The following is a 25479-nucleotide window of genomic DNA, read 5'->3' as shown; positions in this document are numbered from 1 at the left end:
CGCGCCCACCGCCACCCGGGGTTCCGCCCGCCGGAAGTAGGCGTGCGTCGGGTCCTCGGTGCCCTCGAAGAATGGCGCGAACTCGGTGCCGTTCAGGGTGTAGCGCAGTGGCTGGCCCGCCACGATGTGCGTTCCGGCCGTTCAGTCGGAGGAGACGCTCGGAAGGCCCTTGGCGACCTTGTTCACGGGCGCGATGAGCAGCCACACCACGGCCAATGCGACCAGCCAGCCGGCCCAGCTCTCGTAGCGGCCGGACAGCCATGGCGCGGCGAGCAGGAACGGCACCCCGTAGACAATCAGCCAGCCCACGGCCCCGCGCGGTGTCCAGCACTCCTCCGTCTCGGCGCCCAAGCCGGTGGAGAGACCGCCGACGATCCCGCCCATGAGCCCGGTCAGCAGGAGGGCGCACCCGGCAGCCGCCCACCGCAGCTCCAGCCCCACGTCGGCGTCCTCCGCCGAGGCCGCCGCGCCAAGTCCTGCCAGCACCAGCCCGGCGATCGGGATGCCCATCAGCACCAGGTTCGCGATCCGCAGCGTGTCCCACAGCCACTCGGGCTCGCCCCAGTTGTCGGGAACCAGCCCGGCCACTCTCGGCCGCTTGCTGCCCGCGTCGGCGATCATGCCGTGGCGCAGCCAGCGGGCGGCCCACCACAGCAGCACCGCCCACAGCACTCCACAGCCGAGTCCCGCGCCGCCGAGCACCAGCGCCCGCCGCAGCCCCGCCGGGTCGGGCTGCCACCACAGCAGGGCCCCGGCCAGCCACCCGAGCAACACCGCGGCGCCCGCGGCCAGCCGGGCGGCGACGGTGAACAACTGCCCGGTCCGCTCGGCGCGTCCACGGCTCGTGTGCAGTCGGTGGAGCTGATACACGCGGATCAGCTCACCCTGCTGCGCCTTCATCGGGGCAGCTCGACGGCGTTGAGTATCTGGATCACGCCATCATGACCATCGAGAACGGCTCAGGGTTGCCCGGCCGCGCTGAGCCATTCGTACGCCGCCCGCGCCGTGAACTCCGTCTGACCGCCGGACAGCAGGAGCCCGGCGGTCGCGAACTCGGGCGCGGTCGCCTGCGCGGCGACGTACGGGATCGCGACGCACCGCATCCCGGCCGCGTGCGCGGCGGCGGCGCCCGGGGCGGCGTCCTCGAGGACCACACAGTCGGCCGGCTCGGCGCCCAGACGGCGGGCGGCCTCCAGAAAGACGTCGGGGGCGGGCTTGCCGTGGTCGACCTCGTCCGCGGAGACCACTGTGCGCAAGTGGGCGTCCAGGCCCGTGCCTACGAGCACAGCCTCGATCGCCTCCCGCGACGACCCCGACGCCACTGCCATTGGGATGCCCTCGGTGGCCAGCAGCTCCACGAACTTCCGCATCTCCGGGTACGCGCGCGTGGAGACGCGGGCGAGGTCGAGATAGCGGCGGTTCTTCGCGGCGAGGAGCTCCTCCACCGAGGCCCGCAGCCTGTAGCGCGCCTTCCAGTCGGTGACCGTCTCCAGGGTGCTGATACCGACGTAACTCTCGTGCTCGGCCCAGGAGAAGTCCGGCACGCCGTGCTCGGCGAGGGTCTGCCGACCCGCTTCGTAGTAGTTCGGCTCGCTGTCCACGAGCGTTCCGTCGAGATCGAAGATGATCGAGATGCCGCCGAGATTGCTCATGACGTCCAGCATGCCAAGCTCACCTGCGGGCCGAACGGCCCACCGCCTCCACCAGCGGCAGCAGCCGGTACGCCACCCGCTCGCGCAGGGCCACCTCGGTACGCGTGCGCACCACGCCGGGCAGGCTGATCAGCTTCTGGATCACGTCCTCCAGGTGCGCGTTGTCCCGCGCCACCACCCGGGTCAGCAGATCCCCGCCGCCCGTGATCGAGAACGCCTCCACGATCTCCGGTACGGCGGCCAGCGCGTCGCCCACGTCGTCGAGGTGGCCCTGGGTGACCTCGATGTGCACGAACGCGAGCACCGGGTGGCCGAGGGCGCCGGGGGAGAGGGCGGGGCCGGTGCCGGTGATCACGCCGTCCCGTTCCAGCCGGTCGAGCCGGGCCTGGAGAGTGCCGCGGGCGATCCCGAGGATGCGGGCGTACTCGCGCACGCTGGTGCGCGGCTGCTCCAGCAGCAGCCGCAGGATGCGGGTGTCGAGCTCGTCCACGGCCATCGGGTCGGCCTCCTCGTACCTGGTCCGTTGGCCCGCCGGTGGGCGGACCGGAACCGATGGTTCTGTGCCAATGGACCAGCATATTCGAGACGACTTGAGCCAGCAGTCGGGCTGATGCTGCAATGAGACCGTCGATGGCGCTGCGGACCCCGCGGCGCCTTTTTCATGCCAAGTCTGAGCAGGGGGCGGAAAGCAGTGCTGAAGAGGGTGTTCATGGCGCCGGACCCGGGCCGTGCGCGGCTGCGCTTCGCCGCGCGCGCCGTCCTCGGGATCGGTCTCGCGGTCGTCGTCTGCGGCCTCGCCGGGCACTCCCTCGTCGGCGCCGTCACCGGCGGCCTCGCCGCGCTGCTCGCCCTGTTCACGGTCACCGACTCCACGGTCCGCGGCCAGGCGGTCACCACCGCCCTGCTGCCCCTCGTCGGCCTGCCCGTGCTCGCCGCCGCGGCCGAGCTGCACGACCAGCCGCTCGCCCGCGACCTCACCTTCCTCGCGGTCGTCGGCGCGGGCGTGTACGCCCGCCGCTGGGGCCCGCGCGGGCACAGCCTCGGTGTCTTCGCATTCATGACGTACTTCGTGGCGCAGTTCCTCCAGGCGACCCCGCGCCACCTCCCCGAGCTCTACGCCGCCGTACTCCTGTCCCTCCTGGTAGCCGCTGCGGTGCGCTTCGGCCTGTGGTGCTACGAGCGCCGTCTGCCCCCGGCCGCCGTGCCCGCCGCGCCGGGCGGCTCGGGCCTTGCCCGTGTGACCACGCGCCAGGCCGTCCAGGCCACCGTCGGCGCGGGCTTCGCGCTCGTGGTGGGCCAGCTGGTCTCCGGCGAGCGTTGGTACTGGGCCGTCGGCGCGACCTGGTGGGTCTTCGTCAACACCACCTCCCGCGGCGAGACCCTGGTCCGCGGCTTCCGCCGGGTTCTCGGCACGGTGATCGGCATCGGCCTCGGCCTGGCGATCGCGGTCCCCGTGGCCGGCGCGCCCGTGCCCACGGCCTTCATCCTCGCCGTCTGCGTCTTCGGCATCTTCTACACGGCGGCGGTCTCGTACACCTGGATGATGCTCTGCGTCACGCTCCTCGCCGAGCTCCTCTACGGCCTGCTCGGCGTCCTCGATCCCGCGCTGCTGGCGCTGCGGCTCGCGGAGACCGGGGTGGGCGCGCTCGGCGCTGTGCTCGCCGTGCTGTTCGTGCTGCCCGTCACCACCCACGCCATCACCGACGCCTGGATCCAGCGCGCCCTGCGCTGCGTCCACGCCGCGACCGCCGAGGCCGCCGCCCGCCTCGCGGGCTCCACGACCGCCGACCCGGCCCCCCGGGTGGCCGAACTGGAGCAGCTCCTCGGCCGGGTACGGCTGTCGGTCGCCCCGCTGGTCCACCCGTTCAACCCGATGCTGGGCCGCAAGCGCCGAGCCCGCCGGGTCCTCGCCCTGCTCGACGACTGCGCCCGCGAGATCCGCGGCCTGGTCGCGGTGGCCGCCGACCCCGTGGCCTCCCACGACGCCCGCCTCGCCGCCGCGTGCTGGCGCGTCGAGGCCGCGGTCGAGGCGCTCACCGGCGGTACGGACATCAGCACCGCGCCCGCCGAGCAGCCGTCGGCGGCAGATCCCGCGCTGACCCATCTGCACGGCCTGGAACGGGCCCTGGCGGATCTGGCGACACCGCTCAGGACGGCTTCGGGGTCTCCGCTGGTGGGTGCCTGAGATCGGGGGGTGTTTGGTGGTCGGCGCCCGAGGTCCGGGTGCCTGCCGGCCGGCGCCTCCAAGCCCTCAGCGCAGTACCGCCGCCAACAGATCGGTGCCCAGCGTCGTCAGATCGGGCAGGTTGAGGCTGTAGCGGACGTAACGGCCCTGCCGCCGGGACGTGAGCAGGCCCGCGCGGCGTAGCACCGCGAGGTGGCGGGAGACCTCCGGGGGCGTGAGTTCCCAGGCATGGGCCAGCTCACGGGTGGTGTGCGGGCCGCGGGCGAGGGTGCGCAGCAGCCGCAGCCGTACCGGATGCGCGAGAGCCTCCAGCCGGAGGGTGACCGTGTCCAGCGACACCGGCTCCGACGGACTCGGCTCGGCCACGGGGTACTGCACCACCGGCTGCCACCCGGGCGCGTGGACCGCCACCAGGTGCGGGCTGCCGAAGACACTGGGGATGAAGGTGACGCCGGTGCCGCGGGCGGCGGTCGCCTTGTCCTGCAGCTTGTCCACGATGATGCAGTCGCCGTCCGGTGCCAGGGTGACCGCGCCGGAGACCGAGGCGAGGGCCGCCCTGACGCCCTGCCGCTTCAGCAGGTCGTTCTTCAGGCGCAGATCGGTGGCCAACTGCACGGCGACGCCCGTCCAGGCGGCGTCGAAGAAGGCCTCGGCGCACTGTTCGAGAGTGTGGCGCACCCGCGCCCGCACCGCGGCCGGGTCCGCGAGCAGTCGTTCCGCGAAGGCCTCCTGCTGCGCGCCGCGGGCCTGGGCCAGGTCCAGGGCCCGTTCGCGCGCGGTCGTGTCGGTGAGCGGCGACGGCGCGCCGAAGTGGACCCGGTTGCTGCCGCACGTGGTGACGAGCGCGGCGGTCACGTACGTCTCGTCGTCGATCCGGTCCAGGTCGTCCAGCTCCTCGGCGAGGGTCGGCCGGGGCCGGGCGGGGATCAGGAAGTCGGCCTGTGAGGAACGCCAGAGGAACTCCGCTTCCCTGAGCCGCTCGGCCAGCTCCGGCCGCAGCCCGGCCCAGACGTCCCCGGCCCAGCCGGCGAGCTGCGGATGATGCCCGGGTTCGGCCAGCACGTGCAGCATCGCGGTCAGCTCGGCCAGCGGGGAGGCGGCGAACCGCACTCGCTCGGACGCCAGTCCGCTGATGTCGATCCTCAAGGTCACCTCCTCATCATCACTGCCCCGATGGCCTACGGCGGCGTCGATTGACGGTGTCCGTCAACCGACGTGCCCAACCCGGCGGCCGTACGCACCGTTTGACGCCATGGCAACCATCACCAAGATCCAGCCCCGCGCCCTCGTCCGCGCCTCCGGAGGTCCCCGCTATGCCGTCGCCCTGGCCGTGGACGCGCTCGGCACCGGCCTGCTACGGCCCTTCCTGCTGCTCTACGGGGTGACGGTGCTGCGGCTGTCCGCGCCGACCACCGGCATCGCCATGACGGTCGGCATCGTCGCGGGTCTGGTGTGCATGCCCGCGGTGGGCCGATGGCTGGACCGGGGCGCGCGCAGCACGGTCGTGGCAGCGTCGATGCTGGTGCGGGTGGTGGGCGTGGCGCTGCTGCTGGCCACCCCGGCCGGGCGCGCCTGGCAGTTCGCGGCGGCGGCGCTCTTCCTCGGTATCGGCAACCAGGCATGGCCGGCCGCCCACGCGGCCCTCGTGGCCACGGTCGCCCACGGCCGGGAACGTGATGCCGCCCTCGCGGCAGGCCGCGCCCTGCGCAACGCCGGCTTGGGCGTGGGCGCGCTCATAGCCACCGTGTGCCTTGCGGGCGGCACCACCGCGTTGCAGGCGCTGGCCGCGGTCACCGGGCTCGCCTACCTCACCGCGGCGGCCCTGGTGTGGTCGGTCCACCTGCACGCGCGCCCCGCCGCCGCCCCGGCCGAGGAACGGGACGACGTTCCCGCACCCCGGATGCGCGCGCTGCTCGCCGCCAACGTGGTCTACGTCTTCTGCCTCAACGTCCCCGAAATCGCGCTCCCCCTGGTCCTGGTGACCCAGCTGCATGCGTCCCCGGTCTGGTCGGCGGCCATCTTCGTGGCCAACACGGTGCTGGTGGTCACCCTCCAGGTCCCGCTCACCGTCCTGCTGTCCCGCTACTCCCGGCGGACCGTGCTGGCCTTCTCCGGAGTGGTGCTCACCGCGTCCTACCTCGGCTTCCTCGCGGCCACCTCGCTGGGACACGGCTGGGCCGCCCCCGCCGTCGCCGCGGTGTCCGTGCTCTGCACCCTCGGCGAGATCGTCTACGCAGGCAGCGCCACCGCGCTGGTCACCGCTCTCGCCCCGCCCCGGCTCCTGGGCCGGACCCTCGCCCGCTTCGAACTCTCCACAGGCTTCGGCCTCGCCGTCTCCCCGGCTGCCATCACCGCTCTCGCCCCGTACGGCCCGACCGCCCTGTGGGGCAGCCTCGCCGCCGCGACACTCGTCTCCGCGTCCGCTGTCGCCACCGAGAAGGACGGTTCAGCGCGGCGCACGTCGCCGCATGTGGGTGACTTGGTCTAGACCGCGCGTGATCGACTGCTACCGTCACGACCGGACGGCACCCGACCGAAAGGGGACAGCGGTGGCAGACGGTGGCAAGCGGGCCTTCATCGGGTCGTTCACGGCGGCCGGGGGGCCGGGGATCGTGGCGGCGGCCGTGGACGCCGACAGCGGGGCACTGGCCGTCCTCGCCGGCGCGGACGACCTGCCCGACCCCTCCTACCTGGCCCTGGCGCCCGACGGCGGCACGCTCTACGCGGTCAGCGAGACGACCGAGGGCGCGGTGGCCGCGTACCGCGTGAACGGCGCCGAGCCCGAGCTCATCGGCTCACCCACCCCCGTGTCCGGCAGCGGCCCGACACATCTCGGCCTGTACGCCGGACACGTCCTGACCGCGAACTACGGCACCGGAAGCGTCAGCGCCGTGCCCATGCGACCCGACGGCTCCCTCGCCGACGCCCCGTCCTGCGTCCTCCCTCACACCGGCTCCGGCCCGCACACACCCCGCCAGCAGAGCCCGCACGTCCACCATGTGCAGGCCGACCCCGGCGGCCGCTGGGCCGTCAGCGTGGATCTCGGCACCGACTCGGTACGGGTGTGCACCCTGACGGACGGCCGCCTGGAGGTCCACGGGGAGTACGCGCTGCGCCCCGGCTCGGGCCCCCGCCACCTGGCCTTCCACCCGGACGGCTCGTACGCGTACGTGATCAACGAGCTCACCCCCACCGTCACCGTCTGCCGCTGGGACGCCACCGACGGCTCCCTGAAGCCGCTGTCCGAGACTCAGGTGCTGCCGGGCGCCCCGGCGGGCGACGCCTACCCCTCGGGCATCGTCGTCTCGCCCGACGGCCGCTTCCTGTGGACCGCGACCCGAGGCGAGGACGTCCTGTCCGCGTTCGCCGTCGAGGGCGATGCGCTCCGGCTGCTCGGCACCGTGCCCTGCCGCGGCCACTGGCCCAGAGCCCTCACCGAGGCGAACGGCTTCCTGTACGCCGCCAACGAGCGCTCCGGCGACGTGGCCTGGTTCGCGGTGGACCCGGCCACGGGACTGCCACGCTACGGCGGCTCCATCGAGGTGCCGGCGGCGTCCTGCGTGGTCATCGGCTGAGGCACCCCGGATATGACGAAGGGCCCGCTCCGGTGCGTGGAGCGGGCCCTTTCCGTCGTACGGCGTTCAGCGCACCGGCGTGCCCTGCGCCTGCTGGGGCGCGATGCCCAGCGCCGTCGTGTACTTGCCCAGGGCCAGCTTGCCGATGGCCGGGTACGGGCCGAGCGGCTCGGCGGCGGAGCAGCCCGCCTCCTTGGCCGCGTCCTCGATCAGCGCCGGGTCGATCTCCGGCCCTATCAGGTACGGCGCGAGCGCCAGCTGCTGCGAACCGGAGCCGCGCAGCTGCTCGGCGACGGAGGCGATCGAGCCCTCCTGGTCGAGGGCGGCGGCCATCACCGGTACGGCCAGGCGCGCGGCGAGCAGCATGCCGGTGATTCCGGCCGCCTGCACGGCCTCGTCGCCACCCACGGAGGCCAGGATGATGCCGTCCGCGGCCGTCGCCACGGTGAACAGCCGGGCGCGGTCGGCGCGGGCCAGACCGGCCTCCGACAGACGCACGTGCAGCGCCTCGGCGAGCAGCGGGTGCGGGCCGAGCGCGTCGGTCAGATCGGCGGCGACCCGGCTCTCCATCACGGCCTGGCGGACCTGGCGCAGCAGCGCGCCGTCCGGACCGGCGAGCAGCGGAACCACCACGGCCACCGGACCCTCGGGCGCCTTGGCCTCCACACCCGCGGCGATCGCCTGCTCATAACGGGCGGTGCGCTCCTGGGCGGTGCGCACGAGCACGGTCTGGAGGGTGGGGAACTCCGCGTCGTCCCCGTCGAGGTACCCGATCCGGGCGTCGAGGCCGGGCAGCTCGGAGCGGGCGATGCTCACGACCTCCTCGGCAAGGCTGCGCGTGGCGACGCCAGGCGTGCCCGGCACCGCGAGAACGAGCGCGGGCGCGCCTTCGGGAGCCGCCAGGGGCTCGGGTCGGCGGTGCCGCCCGGGCTGACGAGGTCGCGGCATTCGTACTGGCAGGCCGGACGCGGGCCCAGTGGGGGAGCTCATGGCGACGCATGTTACTGGCTTCCTGGGCTCCCCTGTTCGGGGAGGGTGCAGGTGAGCGGTATCCGTCCGGTTTTGTCTGATGAGTTACGCGCGTTGCGGAACCGGGCGGCGTAGGCGATCAGTCCTTCATGTCGGTGACCACGTACAGCATCGCCTTGTCACTCGGCAGAGTGAGTGCTCCCGATGCCAGCTCCGTCGCGATCCGGACAGCCCCGTGCAGCGGATCCCCGTCGGCCACCACGCGCCGAGCGTGCGGCATGCGTCGCGACAACTCCTCTTCCAGGGGTACGAGAAGGGGGTCCCCCATTTTGAACAGCCCGCCGGTGAACGCGACTCGGGGCTCTCCCTCGGCCGGGCAGACGGCGGCCGCGGACTCGGCCATGTGCCGGGCTGCTTCGCGCATGATGCCGGCCGCGACCGGGTCGCCCTCGGCGCGGGCGGCTACCTCGGGAGCGAAGGAGGCAAGGAAGGCCGGGCGGTCCGGCCGCGGATACAGCTGTCCGGGCAGCCCGGGCATCGGGCCGAACAGCTCCTCGGCGCGGGCCAGCAGGCCGTCCGACCCACCGGGGCGCCCGTCGTGCGCCCGCAGCGCGGCCTCCAGGCCCGCCCGGCCGATCCATGCCCCGCCGCCGCAGTCGCCGAGCAGATGGCCCCAGCCGTCGGCCCGGCGCCAGCACTTCAGGTCGGTGCCGATGGCGATCAGCCCGGTCCCGGCCGCGAGGACGGCGCCGGGCCGGAGTCCGAGGGCGCCGGTGTAGGCGGTGACGGCATCGGCGACCAGCGCGACCCTGCGGATGCCGAACTCCCGCCCCAGCGCGCCCGGCAGCTCCGCGCGCAGGGCGTCCCCGAGGGAGGCGAGCCCCGCGGCCCCGATCGCGGCGGTGTGCACCTCGGCGAGTTGAGCCTCGGCGATCAACTCCCGTACCAGGGGCACCAGTTGTTCCATGAAGTGCCCCGCGTCGATCCCGTGCGCTCCGGTGCGCACCGGCTCACGAGACTCCCGCTGGGCCAGCACGCCCCGTTCGACGGTGCCGACGACGACCCGCAGCCCGGAGCCCCCGGAGTCGACGGCGAGGAGTCCGCGGGCCGCGGTCACGGCAGGCGCCAGTCCACCGGCTGACCCCCCTGCCTGATCAGCAGGTCGTTGGCCCGGCTGAACGGCCGTGAGCCGAAGAAGCCGCGGTCGGCCGACATTGGGGAGGGGTGCGCGGACTCCACCGACGGCAGGGCCCCGAGCAGCGGGCGCAGATTGCGGGCGTCGCGGCCCCACAGGATGGACACCAGCGGCTTGCCGCGCCCCGCGAGCGCCCGGATCGCCTGCTCGGTGACCTCCTCCCACCCCTTGCCGCGGTGTGCTGCGGGTTTGCGCGGGGCGGTGGTGAGCGCCCTGTTGAGCAGCAGCACGCCCTGCTGCGTCCACGGTGTCAGATCGCCGTTGGACGGCTGCGGCAGCCCGAGGTCGGTGTTCAGCTCGCGGTAGATGTTGATGAGGCTGCCGGGCAGCGGACGCACCTCGGGCGCGACCGAGAACGACAGTCCCACCGCGTGTCCCGGTGTCGGATACGGATCCTGTCCGACGATCAGGACACGCACTTCGTCGAAGGGTTGCTGGAAGGCCCGCAGTACATTCGGTCCGGCGGGCAGATAGGTGCGTCCCGCGGCGATCTCCGCGCGCAGGAAGTCGCCCATCTCGGCGATCCGTCCGGCGACGGGTTCCAGGGCCTTCGCCCAGCCCGGTTCGACGATTTCATGCAAGGGTCGTGGTGCCACGGGCGTCACCCTACTGCCGTACACACGGCGGAGATCAACCAGTGGCCAAGGCTCATGCCTAACCCGGTGCGGCTCATCCGACCACCGCCGCGCGCACGCACAGCACATCCGGCAGATGCGAGGCCAACTGCCGCCAGTTGTCGCCGTCGTCGGAGGAGGCGAACACCTCGCCGTTGCGGTTGCCGAAGTACACGCCCGCCGGGTCCGCGTCGTCGGTGCACAGCGCGTCGCGCAGCACCGTGCCGAAGTGGTCCTCCTGCGGCAGCCCCGCCGACAGTGCCTCCCAGGTCTTGCCCGCGTCCGCCGTACGGAAGACCCGACACCGCCGGCCCGCGGGCACCCGGTCGGCGTCGGCGTTGATCGGGAACACATACGCCGTGTCACCGCGGTGCGGATGGGCCGCCGCGGCGAAGCCGAACGTGGACGGCAGCCCCTCGCCGATGTCCGTCCAGGTCGCGCCGGCGTCATCGCTGCGGTACACACCCCAGTGGTTCTGCAGATACAGCCGGTCCAAGGTGGCCGCGTCGCGAGTCACCTTGTGCACGCACTGGCCGAACTCCGGGTTGGGGTCGGGCAGGAACACCGCGGAGACACCGGAGTTGGAGGGCGTCCAGCTCGCGCCGCCGTCCGAGGTGCGGAAGACGCCCGCGGTCGAGACCGCCACCGTCACCGACTGCGGGTCGCGCTCGTCGGTGAGCACCGTGTGCAGGCCCTCTCCGCCGCCGCCCGGCACCCACTGGGAGCGGGTGGGGTGCTCCCACAGCGGGCGGACCAGCTCGAAGCTCTCGCCGCGGTCCTCCGAGCGGTACAGCGCGGCCGGTTCGGTGCCTGCGTAGACCACGTCCGGCTCGGCCGCCGCCGGGTGCAGCTGCCACACCCGCTCCAGCGAAGCCCCGGTGTCCTTGGGGAACTTGACGGCCGGCTGGGGCGGTTCGGTCCAGGTGCGGCCCAGGTCGTCGGAGTGGAACACCGACGGCCCCCAGTGCGCGCTGTCCCCGCCGGCCAGCAGCCGCGGAGACTCGCCGCGGGTGTCGATGGCGACCGAGTACACGGCCTGTGCGTTGAAGTAGGGGCTCTCGTCGAACTCCCAGGCGTCACCCCGCTTCCGCCCGATGAACAGGCCCTTGCGTGTGCCCACGGCGAGCAGTACCTCGGTCATGCCGAACACCTCCGCGACGTCCTTGTCCCAGTCACCGGCCAGTCTGCACCCCGGCACTGACAGTCACCTCTGGAAACGGCTTCATCGCAGGTCAGGGCGGCGATGATAGCCCGCCGTCCGGGCGGGCGCGGCAGTTTCCGCAAGACGCGAGTGCGGGCCCGAGGCGCGTGCGACCGTCGGGGACCGGCAGATGTAGTGAGCATCGGAACGCCGCCCGTCGTATGGGAGGGCGGTCCGGCAGGTGGGTGTGCGCATGAGGAGGAGCCCCGCGATGGCGCTGCGAGGTCCGAGGGTGTGGTTATGGCGCTGGCGGCGCAATCCGCTCAAGCGTCGCGCCGACGCGGTGGAGTCCTGGGTGCTGCTCGGGGCCTGGGCGGTCACCGTCCTCGTGGGGGTGAGCGTAGGCCTGGCGACGGCCGGTTCCGTCGAGCACGGCCTGGCCCGTGAGCGCGCCGAGTGGCGCCCCGTCCAGGCCCGGCTGACCGATCACGCGCCCGGTGTCTCGAACGGCGAGCAGATGTGGGCGAAGGTCGGCTGGACGGCCCCGGACGGCTCCCACCGCACCGGCCAGGCCCGGGTCCGCCCGGGCAGCGAGGCCGGGACGGCGGTCACCATCTGGACGGACCGCACGGGCCGCCTGGTCACCGAGCCCGCGTCCCCCACCCAGGCCCGCTTGCGAGCCGCGCTCGCCGGTGGCCTGGTGGGGGCGTGCGCGGCGATCGCGCCGTTCGCGGGCGGCCGGATGCTGCGCGGGCGCCTGGAACAGCGGCGGATCGATCAGTGGGACGCCGAGTGGGCTCGGTTCGGGCCGCTGTGGGGGCGCACGACGGGGTGAAGGAGCCTCCCGGCACCCTCAGCAACTCCTCGGTGCACCATCAGCAACTCCTCGCTCCTAGAGTTCCACCAGCACCTCCCGGCACACCCGCAGCAGCTCCTCGTCATGCGGAATGTCATGGCTGCCGTAACCGTCGGAGCGGGCCGTGTGCCGCCGGGACGCGGCGAGTTCCGTCTCCACGAGATCCCGTAGCGGCGCGCCCGCGGGACCCATCGTGCGAAGACACGCGGCGATGGAACGGCGCAGGTGCGGCCTCTCCACCCACCCGGCGCGCAGCGCGAGATGGACCGCTTCCGCCTCGCCGCCGATCCGCCACAGCGCGCACGCGGCCGTCGCCCGCCGTTCCGCCGACCCTGCGGACTCGGTCGCCCGCCGCAACTCCGGCAGCGCAACACGGGCCGCCGACCCCATCCGCCCCAGGGCCTCCACGGCCACGCCCCACCGGCGGGCGTCCGGATCCGCCAACTCCCCGAGCAGGACGGGCAGTACAGCGGAGGCGTCCTGCTGCACCGACCAGAGGGCGGCCGCCGCCAGGACGGCGTGCTCCGTGTCCAGCAGCCGCAGCAGCACCGGTATCGCATCCCGCGCGGCGGGTCCCCAGGCGCCGAGTGCCGGGACCGCGTACTCGACGACCCCGCTGCCCTCCAGCAGCCGCAGCGTCTCGGGCACCGCCTCCGTGTCGCCCAGCACGGTGAGCGCCCGCAGCAGCGGTGCGGCCCGCCCCGGTGTCCCGGGATCGTCGAGGGCGAGTGAGCCGAGGCGGCGCCGCAGCGCCGGGGCCAGCGGTGTTGCGGCAGTGCCCAGCCAGGAGATCTCATGGCCCAGGTCGTCCGGCACCACGGCCCCGGCCAGCACCTCGCCGAGCACCGGCACGGCCCGTGGATCGCCGCACCTGATCAGAGCCCTGAGCGGATCACCCAACGTCGGCGCACCCCGCTCCCACTGCCGCACCCACAGCTCGGGACGGGCCGTCACCAGCGTGTGCAGACCGTCGGCCGCGGGCGCCGCAAGACCGAAGAGCTGCTTCAGCGCGGACACCGCCGCGTCCCGCAACCGGTCCTCCTCCGCGGCCAGTTGCGCCCCGATCAACGCGACCGGCTCGCTGAAGTCGGCACGCCACGTACGGAACAGCCCGCCGGACATCCACACCGCATTGCACCGGTCCGCCCAGCCGGGGCTGCTCAACTGCCCGACCAGCAGGGCGATCCGGTCGGTGACCCGGCCGTCCAGCGCGTGGTGCAGGGTGCGCAGCAGCTGGGAGCCCTCCTCGTCGGACGGCCGCAGCCGGCGCAGATGTCCGACAAGCGTGTCGGAGTGCGGGCGGGCGCACAGCACCGCTCGGCGGGCCCGCTGTTCCGACCGCTCCCGCAGCAGTCGGACGGCGGTGGGGACCAGGTCGGTGGGTATGCGGTCGGGCGCGCACCCGGCGAGTTGGCCGAGCGCGGCCAGCCGTAGCTCCGGCCCGTACGGCGGTGCGCTCTGTGCTGCCAGGAGGTCCACCGCGGCGTCGGCATGCGCGGGGTTCCTCCGGACGAACAGGCCCAGGCTCTCGGTGAGGGCGAGCAGCACCCGGTCGTCCCGCTCCACCGTGATCCGCCCCCGTAACAGGTCCAGCACACGGGCCGGTTGGTCCAGGAAGCGTACGAGCGCGCCGGGAGCCGTCCGGCGCACGCCGGGATCCGGGTCCGCGGTGAGCTGGGCGAACACCTCGGCGCCCGCCCGTAAAGCGGCCCGTAATGCGGACGGACCGTCGCCTTCCCCGCCGATGCTGACCAGCAGCTCCACGACGGCACCCCGGTCCTGCAGTTCGGGACATGCCGCCAGCGCGAACAGGAACGGAACGCAGGCGAGCGTCGAGTCGTACACGTCTCCCTGGTGGTGCACCGCGCCGTACAGCCCGTCGAGCGCGATCTCACGCTCGACGGGGTCCGCCGAGGCCAGGCCTCTCAGCAGTGCGGGCACGTCCTCGGCGCTGCCGTACGCATGTCGCATCGAGGCCCAGTCGACCTCGTCGATCCCCGTGAACACGTAGTCCTCCCCAGGCAAGTACCACCTGGTTCGGAGTCTGCACCACGGCACTGACAACGGGGCGGAATCGAGGCGTGACTGTGTGCGATCCGGTCAGTGCGGGGCGGGCAGGGCCCGGTCCAGGATGGTGCCCAGGTCCGCGGCGTCGGGCAGGGTGCCGAAGGCGTGGCCCCAGTCGCCGCCCAGACGGGTCGCGCAGAAGGCGTCGGCGACGGCGGCCGGGGCGTACCGGACCAGCAGGGACGCCTGGAGCGCCACCGCCATCAGCTCCACCAGGCGCCGGGCGCCGCTCTGCGAGGCCTCGGAGAGCATGCCCTTCAGTCGGGTCACGGCCGCGTCAAGACGGGCGTCCGCCCCCTGTGCCAGGGCGAGTTCGTCGAACAGGGCCTGGGCCGCGCCCTGCTCCCTGCCGAGCGCCCGCAGCACGTCGAGGGCGTTGACATTGCCCGAGCCCTCCCAGATCGACAGCAGGGGCGCCTCGCGGTAGTGGCGCGGCATGCCCGACTCCTCGACATAGCCGTTCCCGCCGAGGCACTCCAGGGCCTCCGCGGTGAAGGCCGGACCCCGCTTGGTGACCCAGTACTTGCCGACGGCGGTCGCGATCCGCCGGAATGCCATCTCGCCCGCGTCCCCGCGCACCGCCCGGTCGGCCGCTCCCGCCAGCCGCAGGGTGAGCGTGGTGGCGGCCTCGGACTCCAGGGCGAGGTCGGCCAGAACATTGCGCATCAGCGGCTGATCGAGCAGCCGCGCGCCGAACGCGCTGCGGTGCCGGGCGTGGTGCCCGGCCTCGACCAGCGTCTTGCGCATCAGGGCCGCCGACATCATCACGCAGTCCAGACGCGTGCAGTTGACCATCTCGATGATGGTCTTCACACCCCGGCCCTCCGGCCCCACCAGCCAGGCCACGGTCCCGTCGAACTCCGGCTCGCAGGAGGCGTTGGAGCGGTTGCCCAGCTTCTCCTTCAGACGCTGGATGCGGAAGGTGTTGCGGGTGCCGTCGGGCAGGACGCGCGGCACCAGGAAGCACGACAGACCGCCCGGCGCCTGCGCCAGCACCAGGAAGACATCGCACATGGGCGCCGAGGTGAACCACTTGTGGCCGCGCAGGGTGTACACACCGGGCTCGGCGGTGGGCGTGGCCGCGGTGGTGTTGGTCCGGACGTCGGAGCCGCCCTGCTTCTCGGTCATCCCCATGCCCGCGAGCAGACCCCGCTTCTCGGTCGGCACACGCAGTCCCGGGTCGTACTCCCTGCTGGTCAGTAGCGGTTCGTAGACCTTGGCGAGCTCCGGCTGGGCGCGCAGCGCGGGGACGGCGGCGTAGGTCATGGAGGTCGGGCAGCCGTGCCCGGCGTCGGTGTGCCCCCACACGAGACCGCCCGCGGTACGGGCGACGTGGGCGCCCTCCCGCTCGTCCGCCCAGGGCGCCGCGGCGAGCCCCTCGGTGACCGCGACCCGCATCAGGTCGTGCCAGCTCGGGTGGAACTCCACCTCGTCGACGCGATGGCCGTACCGGTCGTGCGTGCGCAGCTCCGGCTCATGGCGGTTGGCCTGCTCGCTCCACTCCTGGGCCGCGGCACCACCGGCCTCGCGGCCCAGCCGCCGCAGGTCGTCCTCGGCCCACCCGGCGCCCTCGCGCCGCAGCCCCTCGAACAGGGCCGCGTCCTCGGAGGCGTCGTAAGGGGCCAGGGGAGGGGGCTGGTTGGTGACGTCGTGCGTGGCGTACGGCTCGTGCTCGGGTGTCGGGACCATACGGTGAGTGTTGCACTTCAGCTACAGTCGCAGCAATAGTGCAACATGAAGATCGGCGCCGTACAGTACGTGGCCATGCGGACGAACGAGACGGCGGAGACGGGAGAGCTCGCCCTGCGCCCACTGTCCGCGCGCTCAGTCGTCCTGAGCCTGCTGCTCGGCAGCCATCCGCCCGAGCTGCCGGTGAAGGACCTCGTGCGCGGGGTCGAGCCGTTCGGGGTGGGCGGATCGACGGTTCGGGCCGCGCTCAGCCGGATGGTGGCCGCCGGGGATCTGCACCGCTCGGACACCGTCTACCGGCTCAGCAACCGGCTGCTGGAGCGCCAGCGCCGCCAGGACGAATCCGTACGTCCCCGCACGCACGCGTGGGACGGCGACTGGGAGATGGTCGTGATCACCGCGACCGGCCGCGGCCCCGCCGAACGCGCCGAACTGCGCACCCGGCTGACCGCCCTGCGCCTGGCCGAACTCCGCGAGGGCGTCTGGCTGCGCCCCGCCAACCTGACCCGCCCCCTGCCGACGGACCTCGACCCGGTGGCCCAGCACTACACCGCACGACCGGCCGCTCCCGCACGCGAGTTGGCGCAGGCCCTGTGGCCGCTGGACGCCTGGGCCGCGACAGCCCGGGCACTGCTCGCGCACATCGCCGAGGCGGACGGCCCCGCCGACCGGTTCACGGCCTTCGCCGCCGTCGTACGCCATCTGCTGGCCGATCCGGTACTGCCGCCCGAACTCCTGCCCGCCGACTGGCCGGGCGCACGGCTGCGCGCCGCCTACACCGGCTACCAGCGCGAGGTGACCGAGCAGGTACGCGCGCGTGCCGAGCGGGAATGACACGGCGGCCGTGCGAAGCGCCGTGCGGGGACGCTTCGTACGGCCGCCTTCACCGCGTGGGGATCAGCGGTAGGTGATGTCCGAGGTCGAGTACAGACAGTTGGTGCTGTCCGGGCCCGTGCCGACCGCGGTGTTGTTGTTGTACTTCTGGCAGGGGATGACCCTGCGGCTCGCGTCGTTGAGGATCGTGATGCCGCGCAGCGTCGCCACGTCGCCCCGGTTGACGTTGATGCCGACGAGGCGCGCGGTGGTCCCCGTGCCGGTCACCTCGATGTTGCTGAGGTTGACCTTGCGCGTGTACTGCGTGGAGCAGTCGCCGCACGAGCGGTAGAGCGTCTTGAACTCGCTTACGGCGAAGTTGGAGATGTTCAGCGTGCCCGGCCCGTTGTGCTGGAAGACCTTGTCGGCGGCCTTCTTGGCGCCGCCGCCGGTCACGGTGTACGTGGAGCCGCCGCGGAAGGTGGCCGCGTCCTCGCCGACGTCCTCCCACCAGACGTTCTGGAGGGTGCAGTTGCCCTCGCAGTGGATACCGTCGGCGCCGGGCGCGCCGATGATGACGTTCTTGAGCGTCGCGCCGGCCGCGAGCTTGAAGATGGGGTCCTGGCCTTCTTCCTGGCCGTCGCCTGCCAGGTCGCCACTGCCGTAGTACCGCTTCATCCCGCCGTCCACCGTGCCGGAGACGGGGATGGTGGCGCTGACGGGCTGGCTGCTCGTGGGCGTCGGCCAGGTGGCCGCGTGGGCCGCCGGTGCCGTACCTGTCGTGATCATGCCAACCGTGACGCCGAGTGAGGCGAGCCCGCCGATCAGGGCGCGACGCCTGGTGTTCCGTGAAGTCATGTCCCGATGCCTTCTTCTGAGTGGGGGTCAGATCTTGCGAGATCATGTTTGTGAACATTGTTTGTCGTGCAGAACGCCGTCCACGGGCAGGGTGACCGTTTGGGGGAGTTGCATCGCGGCTCGGTCACACTCCTGAACGGAACGTAGGGGGCAAGCGCTTTCTGGTCAACGCTTCGCGCAAAAGAAATCGGTCAGGCCGGTAGGGGGCAAGGGCTCTCCATGTCATGGCGTGGGAGCGCTTCCATGGCGGGCGTGTCCATGCCACGATCGCCACACGAGCCGTCACCAGAAGGGACAAGGACGTGCCCACCCCCACCAGAAGACCGCTGATCCTGATCGCCCTGTTAGCGGCGCTCGCAGCGCTGTTCGTCACCGCCCCCGCCTCGGCCGCCGCCCGCCCCGAGGCCGCCGAAGTCGTCCCCACCGCGACGCTCACCGAGGTGACGAACTTCGGCAGCAACCCCAGCAATCTGCAGATGTACGTGTACGTCCCGGACACCGTGACCGACCATCCCGCGGTCCTGGTGGCCGTGCACTACTGCACCGGATCCGGCCCGGCGATGCACTCCGGCACCGAGTACGCCTCGCTCGCCGACCGCTACGGCTTCATCGTGATCTACCCCTCGGTCACCCGCGCCAGCAAGTGCTTCGACGTCGCCTCGCCCCAGGCCCTGACCAGGGGCGGCGGCAGCGACCCGGTCGGCATCAAGTCCATGGTCGACTGGGTCACCGGCACCTACGACGCCGACACCGCGCGGATCTACGCCACCGGTATCTCCTCCGGCGCGATGATGACCAACGTCCTGCTCGGCGTGTACCCCGACGTCTTCAAGGCGGGTGCCGCCTTCGCGGGCGTCCCGTTCGGCTGCTTCGCCACCACCGACGGCTCCGAGTGGAACAGCGCCTGCGCCAACGGCACGATCACCCGCACCCCGCAGGCCTGGGGCGACCTCGTCAGGTCCGCGTACCCCGGCTACACCGGCCCCCGGCCCCGTATGCAGCTCTGGCACGGCACCGAGGACGACGTCCTGCGATACCCCAACTTCGGGGAGGAGATCAAGCAGTGGACGAACGTGCTCGGCCTCGGCCAGACCCCGGCCGCCACCGACTCGCCCCAGTCCGGCTGGACGCGCACCCGCTACGGCGGCACCGGTGACCAGGCCCCCGTCGAGGCGATCGGCCTCCAGGGCGTCGGCCACAACCTCTACAGCTACGGCGTCATGGGCCCGCTCGCCATCGCCTTCTTCGGCCTGGACGACGACGGCCCCGCCCCCCAGCCCCCGGCAGGCCCCTGCAAGGTCAGCGTCACCACCAACGCCTGGAACACCGGCCTGACCGCCTCCGTGACGATCACCAACACCGGCACGACGACCGTGAACGGCTGGAAATTGGGCTTCACTCTGCCCACGGGTCAGACGATCACCAACGGCTGGAACGCCACGTACACCCCGGCCTCCGGTGCGGTCACGGCGACGAACGCCTCGTACAACGGCACGCTCGCGCCGAGCGCCAGCGTGAACATCGGCTATCAGGCGACCCACACGGGCAACAGCGCGGCCCCGGGGGCCTTCACGCTGAACGGCACCGCCTGCACGGTGGGGTGATGCCACGGCCGTCGGGGGCGAAGTGTCCCCGACGGCCGGAACCCGCCCCCGTCTCCTTTTCGGAATCCGAATACCGGGAACCCGCCGGATCAAGAAGTGATCCGCAGATGTCTGCGGAGATCCGCTCGGGAGGCGAGAAGAGTCATGGCACACGAGACATCGTCGACCACGCTGCCCCAGCCTCTGCGCACGACCGCCTCGGCACTCGGCAAGGTGCCCGGTGCCACGGCCGTGGGCAAGGCGGCCGGGGGCACGCTCGACGCGATCGGCACCGTGTCGCCGCGCGGACGGCGGATCGCGGTCTACACCGGAGCCGGTCTGCTCGGCGTCGCGGGCCTGGTGGAGTGGCCCGTCGCCGTCACCGGGGCGGCCGTGGCCTGGCTGACCCAGCCACGACCGCAGGAGCACGAGGAGCCGGGGACGACGAGCAGTTCGGCCACCAAGAAGACAGCCACCAAGAAGACAGCAACAAGGAAGGCGCCCACCAAGAAGGCGTCGAGCAGAAAGGCTCCGGCCAAGAAGGCCCCCGCGAAGAAGGCCCCGACCGGTAAGTCGTCCGCGAAGTCGTCCACCGCCCGCCGCGGCAGTCGTACCACCAGCTGAGGATTGCCATGGGATTGCTGACAGGCCCCTCGGCCGCCGCGGCCGCACTGGTGCTGGCCGGCCCCCGCCTGCTGGCGCGCGGAGCTGCGCCCACCGTGGGCGTCGCGGCCGGCGCGGTGGCCGGGACGGCGCGGGCCGGGGTGAGGAGCGCTGACGCCGTCGTCAGGGTGACCCGCGTCGCCCGTAACGCGCTGCCGGGCGGCGAGGACCACTGGCGCTCGGGCCGACGAGCGCATCTGGCACTGCGGCCCGCGTCGGACCGGGTGCGGCGGGAGGGCGGGACGGCACGCGCCGCGCGGCGGGTGGCCGCGGCCCTCGCGGAGCATCCGGAGGTGGCGTACGCCTACTGGGACGGCGGACTGGCCCGACTCGTCGTGGCCGCGCGCGAGGAAGCCGTCACGGACCGGGTGCTGGAGAAGGCGGCCGCCCTCGCCGAACGGCACGGACTCGGCCCGAGCGACGACGAGATCGAGGACTTCACGCACCCCGGCGACCCCGCCGGCATCCGCACCGCCGCGGCGGCACTCCTGGCCGACGCCGTCGGCACCGGCGCCGCGCTCACCGCGTACGCGCTACGGCTGCCGCCCTCGCCCCGCTTCGTCACCGCGGCCATGACCCTGCTGCGCGAGAACCCGCGCTTCCGAAGCCTGCTGCGCGACCGTTACGGCCGTTCCCGCACCGACCTGCTCCTGGCCTGCGCCAACGCCGCCGCGCACGGCGCCGGACAGACACCGACCTCCCTGCTGCTCGACGGGACCCTGCGCGCCTTCCAGCTCGCGGAGACCGTCGCACGGGCCGCCGCCTTCGACGCGGTCCACGACCGGCTCTGCGTACCCGACCGCTCCGATGTGGCGCCGGACGTCTGCCCGCGCCCGCCGCTGCGTGCCACGCCCGCCCACGAGTACGCCAACCACGCCGAGACCGGCAGCGTGCTCGGTGCCGCCGCGACCCTGCTGGTCAAGCACGACGCCGCCGAGGCCGCCGAGGCCGTGCTCGCGGGCTCGCCCAAGGCCGCCCGCTACGGACCCGCCGCCTTCAACGCCGTCCTGGGCTGCGCACTGGCCCGCACCGGAGTCCTGGTCCGCGACCCGGAACGGGTACGCCGCCTCGAGACCGCCCGCACACTCGTACTGCACCCGAGCGCCCTGTGCACCGACGACGAGGACGCGGGCGCGGACGCGTGGACCGAGGCCGTCCTGGACGCCGCACGCCACGCCGGGCTGCGTGTCGTGGTCGTCGACCATCCCGCCCTGGAGGACTTCACCGCCCTCGCCGACCGCGTCGTGCACGATCGGCCGCTTGCCGACGTGGTCGAGTCGCTGCGGGAACACGGCGGCGTCATCACGGTCGCCCGGCCGGGCTCGGCCGCCGACACCGACATCCTGAACGGGCTGCTGGGCTCCGACGTGGCCGTGGCGCTCGCGGACCGCGACGCGGCCGTGGTGTGGGGTGCGGACGTCGTGGCCCCGGGCGGCCTCGCCGACGTATGGCGACTGCTCACCTCCGTGCCCGCCGCCCGCAAGGTGGGCCGCAGGTCGCAGACGCTGGCCCGGTCCGGCGCCGCGCTCTCCGGGCTGCTGGTCGCCATCGGCGAGTCCCGGCGCGGCCGACGCGCCGCCATCCCCGGGCTGCGGCACGCTCCCGTCGATCTCAGCGCCGCGTTCGCGCTGGGGTCCGGAGCGCGGGCCGCCCTCGGCGTGGCGGTGACGCCCGCGCCGCACCCACGCGCGCGCGTGGCCTGGCACGCCCTGCGGCCCTCCGACGTACGGTCCCGGCTGCGCCGCCGCACCGAGGGGGAGCCGTCGGTCGTGGAGCAGGCGACGACCCGCGTCCACCGGGCGGCCGACGCGGCCGGCCGCGTCCCCGTGCTGGCCCCGGCCCGCTGGTCGGTGCAGCTGGCCCGGGCGGTACGCGGCGAGCTGGACGATCCGCTCACCCCGGTGCTGGCGGTCGGCTCGGCGGCCTCGGCGATTCTCGGTTCCGCGGTGGACGCGCTGCTCGTCGTGGGCGCACTCGATCTGAACGCCCTGGTCGGCGGCCTGCAGCGGCTACGGGCCGAGCGTGCCCTGGCCGGGCTGCTGGCCGAGCAGAAGCAGAAGGCCCGCCTCGCGCCACAGGACGAGGCGAAGTCCCCGCGCACCGTCGACGCCGCCAAACTCATCCCCGGCCAGATCATCGAACTCAAGGGCGACGACGTGGTCCCCGCCGACGCGCGCCTCCTCTGGGAGGACGGCCTGGAGGTCGACGAGTCCGCGCTCACCGGCGAGTCGCTGCCCGTGGACAAGCAGACGGCCCCCACTCCGCACGCGCCCGTGGCCGACCGCCTTTGCATGGTCTTCGAAGGTACGACCGTGGTCGCCGGACAGGCTCGGGCCGTGGTCGTGGAGACCGGCGACCGCACCGAGGCCTCCCGTGCCGTCTCCCTCGCCGCCCGCAAGCCACCGTCGGCCGGAGTGCAGGCCCGGCTCCAGGAACTCACCGCCAAGGCCCTGCCGTTGACCATGGCGGGCGGCGCCGCGGTGACCGGCCTCTCCCTGGTGCGCGGCGCCCCGATCCGGCAGGCGGTCAGCGGTGGCGTGGCGGTGGCGGTGGCCGCCGTCCCCGAGGGGCTGCCGCTGGTGGCCACGGCCGCCCAACTGGCCGCCGCACGCAGGCTCAGCCAGCGGGGCGTTCTGGTGCGGGCCCCGCGCACGCTGGAGGCCCTCGGCCGGATGGACACCCTCTGCTTCGACAAGACGGGCACCCTCACCGAGAACCGCCTGCGCCTGGTCCGTGTCACCGACGCCGAGGGAAACACGGGAAAGCCGGACGAGAAGACGAGCGCGGACGTGCTCCGGGTCGCGGCGCGCGCCTGCCCGGAACGCGACGAAGGCGGCTCGGACCGGCCGGTGCACGCCACCGACGAGGCGGTCCTGGACGCGGCCGACAAGGATCCGGACTGGACACAGACCGAGGAGCTGCCCTTCGAGGCCGCCCGCGGCTACGCGGCCGCCGTCGGCCACGCCGAGGACGGCGTCCACGTGATGGTGGTCAAGGGCGCCCCGGAAACCGTCCTGCCCGCCTGCCGGGACCTGCCGGACCATGCCACCGAGGCCGCCCAGTCGCTGGCCCGCGACGGACTGCGCGTCCTGGCGGTCGCCCAGCGCGGGCAGGACACGGAAGACGCGGCCGTACTCGAAGAACCCCTGCGGGACCTGGAGTTCACCGGACTGCTCGCCCTGGCCGACGTACCGCGCGAGACCTCGCAGGCGCTGGTGCACGGGCTGCGCGAGGAAGGCGTACGTCCTGTGATGCTGACCGGCGACCATCCGCAGACCGCCCGCGCCATCGCCGTGGAACTGGGCTGGCCCGAGGACACGGCCGTGGTGACCGGCGATGAACTGGCCGAGGCGGACCGCTCGGAGCGGGCCCGCATGCTGCGCGACGCAGGTGTTGTGGCCCGGGTCGCGCCGGAGCAGAAACTCCAGGTCGTCGAGGCGCTGCGGGATGCGGGACGGGTCGTCGGCATGGTCGGCGACGGCGCCAACGACGCGGCCGCCATCCGCGCCGCCGACATCGGCGTCGGCATCAGCGCCCGGGGTTCGGCCGCCGCCCGCAACGCGGCCGACCTGGTGCTCACCGACGACGACCTCACCGTCCTCATCGAGGCGATCGCCGAGGGCCGCGAACTGTGGCACAGCGTCGCCGACGCCATCGCCATCCTCATCGGCGGCAACGCCGGCGAGGTGGGCTTCGGCATCATCGGCACGCTCCTCGCGGGGTCCGCGCCGCTGTCCACCCGGCAGATGCTGCTGGTCAACCTGTTCACGGACCTGTTCCCGGCGATGGCCGTCGCGGTCACCGCGCACCAGGACCCGAGCGACGAAGAGACCCGCGACAACAAGCCGCTCGGCACCTCCCTGCTCGGCGCACCGTTGATGGAACAGATCCGCCACCGGGCCATGACCACGACCCTGGGTGCGGTGGCGGCCTGGCTGATCGGCCGGTTCACCCCGGGCTCGGCCCGCCGCTCCACGACGATGGCCCTGTGCGCCGTGGTCGGCACCCAGCTCGCCCAGACCCTCGCCGACCGCCGCGACAGCCCCCTGGTCCGCGTCACCTCCCTTGGCTCCGCCGCCGCCCTGGTGGCCCTGGTCCAGACCCCGGGCGTCAGCCGACTGTTCGGCTGTACGCCGCTCGGCCCGATCGCCTGGGCCGGGGTGGCCGCGGCGATCGCGGCGGCGGTGGCGAGCCAGCGGGCCCTGCCGCAACTGGAGCAGGCTGTATTGCGGTTGAGCCGTTAGGCCACCTCTTCCCGGGCCGCCACCTCGATCGACGCCTTCGAGGGAAGGTGGTTGAAGAGCAGGTTCAGCACGATCGCCGTCAGGCACCCGGCGCTGATCCCGCTGTGCATCACTGTCTGGAACCAGTCCGGGAACTCGTCGTAGAGCGTCGGCACGCCCACCGGCAGCACACCCATGGCGACCGAAACCGCCACCACCGTCAGGTTGTTGTTGCCCTGGAAGTCGACCTGAGCGAGAGTCCGCAGGCCGCTCGCGGCCACCGTGCCGAACATCACCAGACCCGCACCGCCCAGCACCGGCGCCGGTATCGCCGCGACCACCGCGCCCAGCTTGGGCAGCAGCCCGAGCAGGACGAGAATGCCACCCGCCGCGGCGACGACCCAGCGGCTGCGCACCCGGGTCATACCGACCAGGCCGACGTTCTGCGCGTACGCCGTGTAGGGGAAGGTGTTGAAAACACCGCCGAGCACGGTCGACAGGCCGTCCGCACGCAGTCCGTCGGACAGGGACCGTGCGTCCACCTTGCGGTCGGTCATCTCGCTGACCGCGATGAAGTCACCGGTCGTCTCGGTCATGCACACCAGGGCCACCACGAGCATGGAGACGATCGCCGACACCTCGAAGGTCGGGGCGCCGAAGTGGAACGGCGTGCTGATCCCCACCCAATCCGCGTCGGACACCCCGCCGAAGTCCGTGAACCCGAACGGCACGGCGACGGCGAGCCCCACGACGATGCCGGCCAGCACGGCGATCCGGCTCAGGAAAACCGGCGCGAACCTCTGCACGCCCACGACCACCGCCAGCACGAACGCCGCGAGCGCGAGGTTCTTCGGCTCCCCGAAGTCCTCCGAACCGGCGCCGCCCGCCGCCCAGTTGCCCGCGACCGGCAGCAGGGAGATACCGATGATCAGGATGACGGTGCCCGTGACGAGCGGCGGGAAGAAGCGGAGCAGTTTTCCGAAGACCGGCGCCAGCAGCATGATGGCGAGTCCCGCAATGATCACCGAGCCGTAGATCGCGGGGAGCCCGCCGCCGGTCGTACCGATGATCACCATCGGCGATACGGCCGCGAAGGTGCAGCCCTGCATGATCGGCAGCCGGACGCCGAAGCGCCAGAAGCCGATGCACTGGATGAGGGTGGCGATGCCGCACACCAGGAGGTCGGCGGTGATGAGATACGCCAGGTCTGCGGGCGGGAGTTTCATCGCGCCGCCGACGATGAGCGGGACGGCGACTGCGCCTGCGTACATCGCGAGGACGTGTTGTAGGCCGAAGGCGGCCAGTTGGCGGGCGGGTGGGACTTCGTCGACGGGGTGCGTGGAGGTCATGGGCGAGACCGTAAGCGGCTTGAACAGTTTGTTGATTTCCAGGATGT

General features: G+C 72.9%; 20 protein-coding genes. 8 read left to right on the top strand and 12 right to left on the bottom strand.

Annotated elements, in window-relative coordinates; all coding sequences use genetic code 11:
- Positions 1 to 141 precede the first annotated feature (141 nt).
- Genes OHT76_RS04940 through OHT76_RS04930 form a run of 3 tightly spaced genes read right to left on the bottom strand, consistent with a single transcriptional unit; the run spans position 142 to position 2148 of the window.
- Complete coding sequence (locus OHT76_RS04940; RefSeq protein ID WP_328869503.1) at positions 142 to 900, bottom strand: hypothetical protein; 759 nt, start codon at positions 898 to 900, stop codon at positions 142 to 144.
- A gap of 59 nt (positions 901 to 959) precedes the next feature.
- Positions 960 to 1652, bottom strand: a complete 693-nt coding sequence (locus tag OHT76_RS04935) for an HAD family hydrolase (protein ID WP_328869502.1) — start codon at positions 1650 to 1652, stop codon at positions 960 to 962.
- A 19-nt stretch (positions 1653 to 1671) separates the two neighbouring features.
- Entirely contained in the window at positions 1672 to 2148 is a 477-nt protein-coding gene (locus OHT76_RS04930) for an Lrp/AsnC family transcriptional regulator (protein ID WP_328869501.1), read from the bottom strand.
- 195 nt (positions 2149 to 2343) lie between these two features.
- Between OHT76_RS04930 and OHT76_RS04925 the strand changes: the two genes are divergently transcribed.
- Positions 2344 to 3837 (top strand): FUSC family protein, encoded by a 1494-nt coding sequence (locus tag OHT76_RS04925; protein WP_328869500.1) that lies wholly within the window; start codon positions 2344 to 2346, stop codon positions 3835 to 3837.
- Positions 3838 to 3903: 66 nt separating this feature from the next.
- Here the strand turns inward: OHT76_RS04925 and OHT76_RS04920 are convergent, their stop codons facing one another.
- Positions 3904 to 4989, bottom strand: coding sequence for a helix-turn-helix domain-containing protein (locus OHT76_RS04920; protein WP_328869499.1), 1086 nt, complete (start codon positions 4987 to 4989; stop codon positions 3904 to 3906).
- 100 nt (positions 4990 to 5089) lie between these two features.
- Here OHT76_RS04920 and OHT76_RS04915 point away from each other — a divergent pair, with 100 nt between their 5' ends.
- Together OHT76_RS04915 and OHT76_RS04910 are read left to right on the top strand one after the other, a co-directional pair.
- Positions 5090 to 6325: an MFS transporter gene (locus tag OHT76_RS04915; protein ID WP_328869498.1), complete on the top strand. Its 1236-nt coding sequence runs from the start codon at positions 5090 to 5092 to the stop codon at positions 6323 to 6325.
- 61 nt (positions 6326 to 6386) lie between these two features.
- Positions 6387 to 7412, top strand: coding sequence for a lactonase family protein (locus OHT76_RS04910; RefSeq protein WP_328869497.1), 1026 nt, complete (start codon positions 6387 to 6389; stop codon positions 7410 to 7412).
- A 66-nt stretch (positions 7413 to 7478) separates the two neighbouring features.
- Here OHT76_RS04910 and OHT76_RS04905 read toward each other — a convergent pair whose 3' ends face one another.
- The 4 genes from OHT76_RS04905 to OHT76_RS04890 all read right to left on the bottom strand — a co-directional run bounded on the left by OHT76_RS04905 (position 7479) and on the right by OHT76_RS04890 (position 11388).
- A complete protein-coding gene (locus tag OHT76_RS04905) occupies positions 7479 to 8402 on the bottom strand; it encodes a sirohydrochlorin chelatase (RefSeq protein WP_328869496.1) in 924 nt (307 codons plus the stop codon).
- 118 nt (positions 8403 to 8520) lie between these two features.
- Positions 8521 to 9498: an N-acetylglucosamine kinase gene (locus OHT76_RS04900; RefSeq protein ID WP_328869495.1), complete on the bottom strand. Its 978-nt coding sequence runs from the start codon at positions 9496 to 9498 to the stop codon at positions 8521 to 8523.
- Complete coding sequence (locus OHT76_RS04895; RefSeq protein ID WP_328869494.1) at positions 9495 to 10172, bottom strand: uracil-DNA glycosylase; 678 nt, start codon at positions 10170 to 10172, stop codon at positions 9495 to 9497. Before OHT76_RS04895 ends, OHT76_RS04900 begins: the two co-directional genes overlap by 4 nt.
- Positions 10173 to 10245: 73 nt before the next feature.
- Positions 10246 to 11388: a WD40/YVTN/BNR-like repeat-containing protein gene (locus OHT76_RS04890; protein WP_328869493.1), complete on the bottom strand. Its 1143-nt coding sequence runs from the start codon at positions 11386 to 11388 to the stop codon at positions 10246 to 10248.
- A 214-nt stretch (positions 11389 to 11602) separates the two neighbouring features.
- Between OHT76_RS04890 and OHT76_RS04885 the strand changes: the two genes are divergently transcribed.
- A complete protein-coding gene (locus tag OHT76_RS04885) occupies positions 11603 to 12166 on the top strand; it encodes an Rv1733c family protein (RefSeq protein WP_328869492.1) in 564 nt (187 codons plus the stop codon).
- Positions 12167 to 12223: 57 nt separating this feature from the next.
- Here OHT76_RS04885 and OHT76_RS04880 read toward each other — a convergent pair whose 3' ends face one another.
- Both OHT76_RS04880 and OHT76_RS04875 read right to left on the bottom strand, forming a co-directional pair.
- Positions 12224 to 14194, bottom strand: a complete 1971-nt coding sequence (locus OHT76_RS04880) for a HEAT repeat domain-containing protein (protein ID WP_328869491.1) — start codon at positions 14192 to 14194, stop codon at positions 12224 to 12226.
- Positions 14195 to 14287: 93 nt separating this feature from the next.
- A complete protein-coding gene (locus OHT76_RS04875) occupies positions 14288 to 15943 on the bottom strand; it encodes an acyl-CoA dehydrogenase family protein (protein ID WP_328869490.1) in 1656 nt (551 codons plus the stop codon).
- A 75-nt stretch (positions 15944 to 16018) separates the two neighbouring features.
- Here OHT76_RS04875 and OHT76_RS04870 point away from each other — a divergent pair, with 75 nt between their 5' ends.
- Positions 16019 to 16777 carry a PaaX family transcriptional regulator C-terminal domain-containing protein gene (locus OHT76_RS04870; protein WP_328869489.1) on the top strand — a complete coding sequence of 253 codons (759 nt, stop codon included), beginning with the start codon at positions 16019 to 16021 and terminating at the stop codon, positions 16775 to 16777.
- A gap of 63 nt (positions 16778 to 16840) precedes the next feature.
- Here the strand turns inward: OHT76_RS04870 and OHT76_RS04865 are convergent, their stop codons facing one another.
- A complete protein-coding gene (locus tag OHT76_RS04865; RefSeq protein WP_328869488.1) occupies positions 16841 to 17614 on the bottom strand; it encodes a pectate lyase in 774 nt (257 codons plus the stop codon).
- 302 nt (positions 17615 to 17916) lie between these two features.
- Between OHT76_RS04865 and OHT76_RS04860 the strand changes: the two genes are divergently transcribed.
- From OHT76_RS04860 to OHT76_RS04850, 3 genes are all read left to right on the top strand, one after another.
- The gene (locus OHT76_RS04860) at positions 17917 to 19218 is read left to right on the top strand and encodes an extracellular catalytic domain type 1 short-chain-length polyhydroxyalkanoate depolymerase (protein WP_328869487.1); all 1302 of its coding nucleotides are present in this window, start codon (positions 17917 to 17919) and stop codon (positions 19216 to 19218) included.
- Between the two features lie 144 nt (positions 19219 to 19362).
- Entirely contained in the window at positions 19363 to 19821 is a 459-nt protein-coding gene (locus OHT76_RS04855; protein ID WP_328869486.1) for a hypothetical protein, read from the top strand.
- Between the two features lie 8 nt (positions 19822 to 19829).
- Entirely contained in the window at positions 19830 to 24104 is a 4275-nt protein-coding gene (locus tag OHT76_RS04850; RefSeq protein ID WP_328869485.1) for a cation-translocating P-type ATPase, read from the top strand.
- On the opposite strand, the gene OHT76_RS04845 is transcribed toward OHT76_RS04850, so the two are convergent.
- Positions 24101 to 25432, bottom strand: coding sequence for a nucleobase:cation symporter-2 family protein (locus tag OHT76_RS04845; RefSeq protein ID WP_328869484.1), 1332 nt, complete (start codon positions 25430 to 25432; stop codon positions 24101 to 24103). The two genes, OHT76_RS04850 and OHT76_RS04845, sit on opposite strands and share 4 nt — an antisense overlap.
- Between the last annotated feature and the right edge of the window lie 47 nt (positions 25433 to 25479).

It is taken from the genome of Streptomyces sp. NBC_00287 (genome assembly GCF_036173105.1).
Taxonomy (GTDB): Bacteria; Actinomycetota; Actinomycetes; order Streptomycetales; family Streptomycetaceae; genus Streptomyces.
Note: the sequence above shows the minus strand (reverse complement) of the source record. Positions and strands in the feature narration are given on the sequence as shown.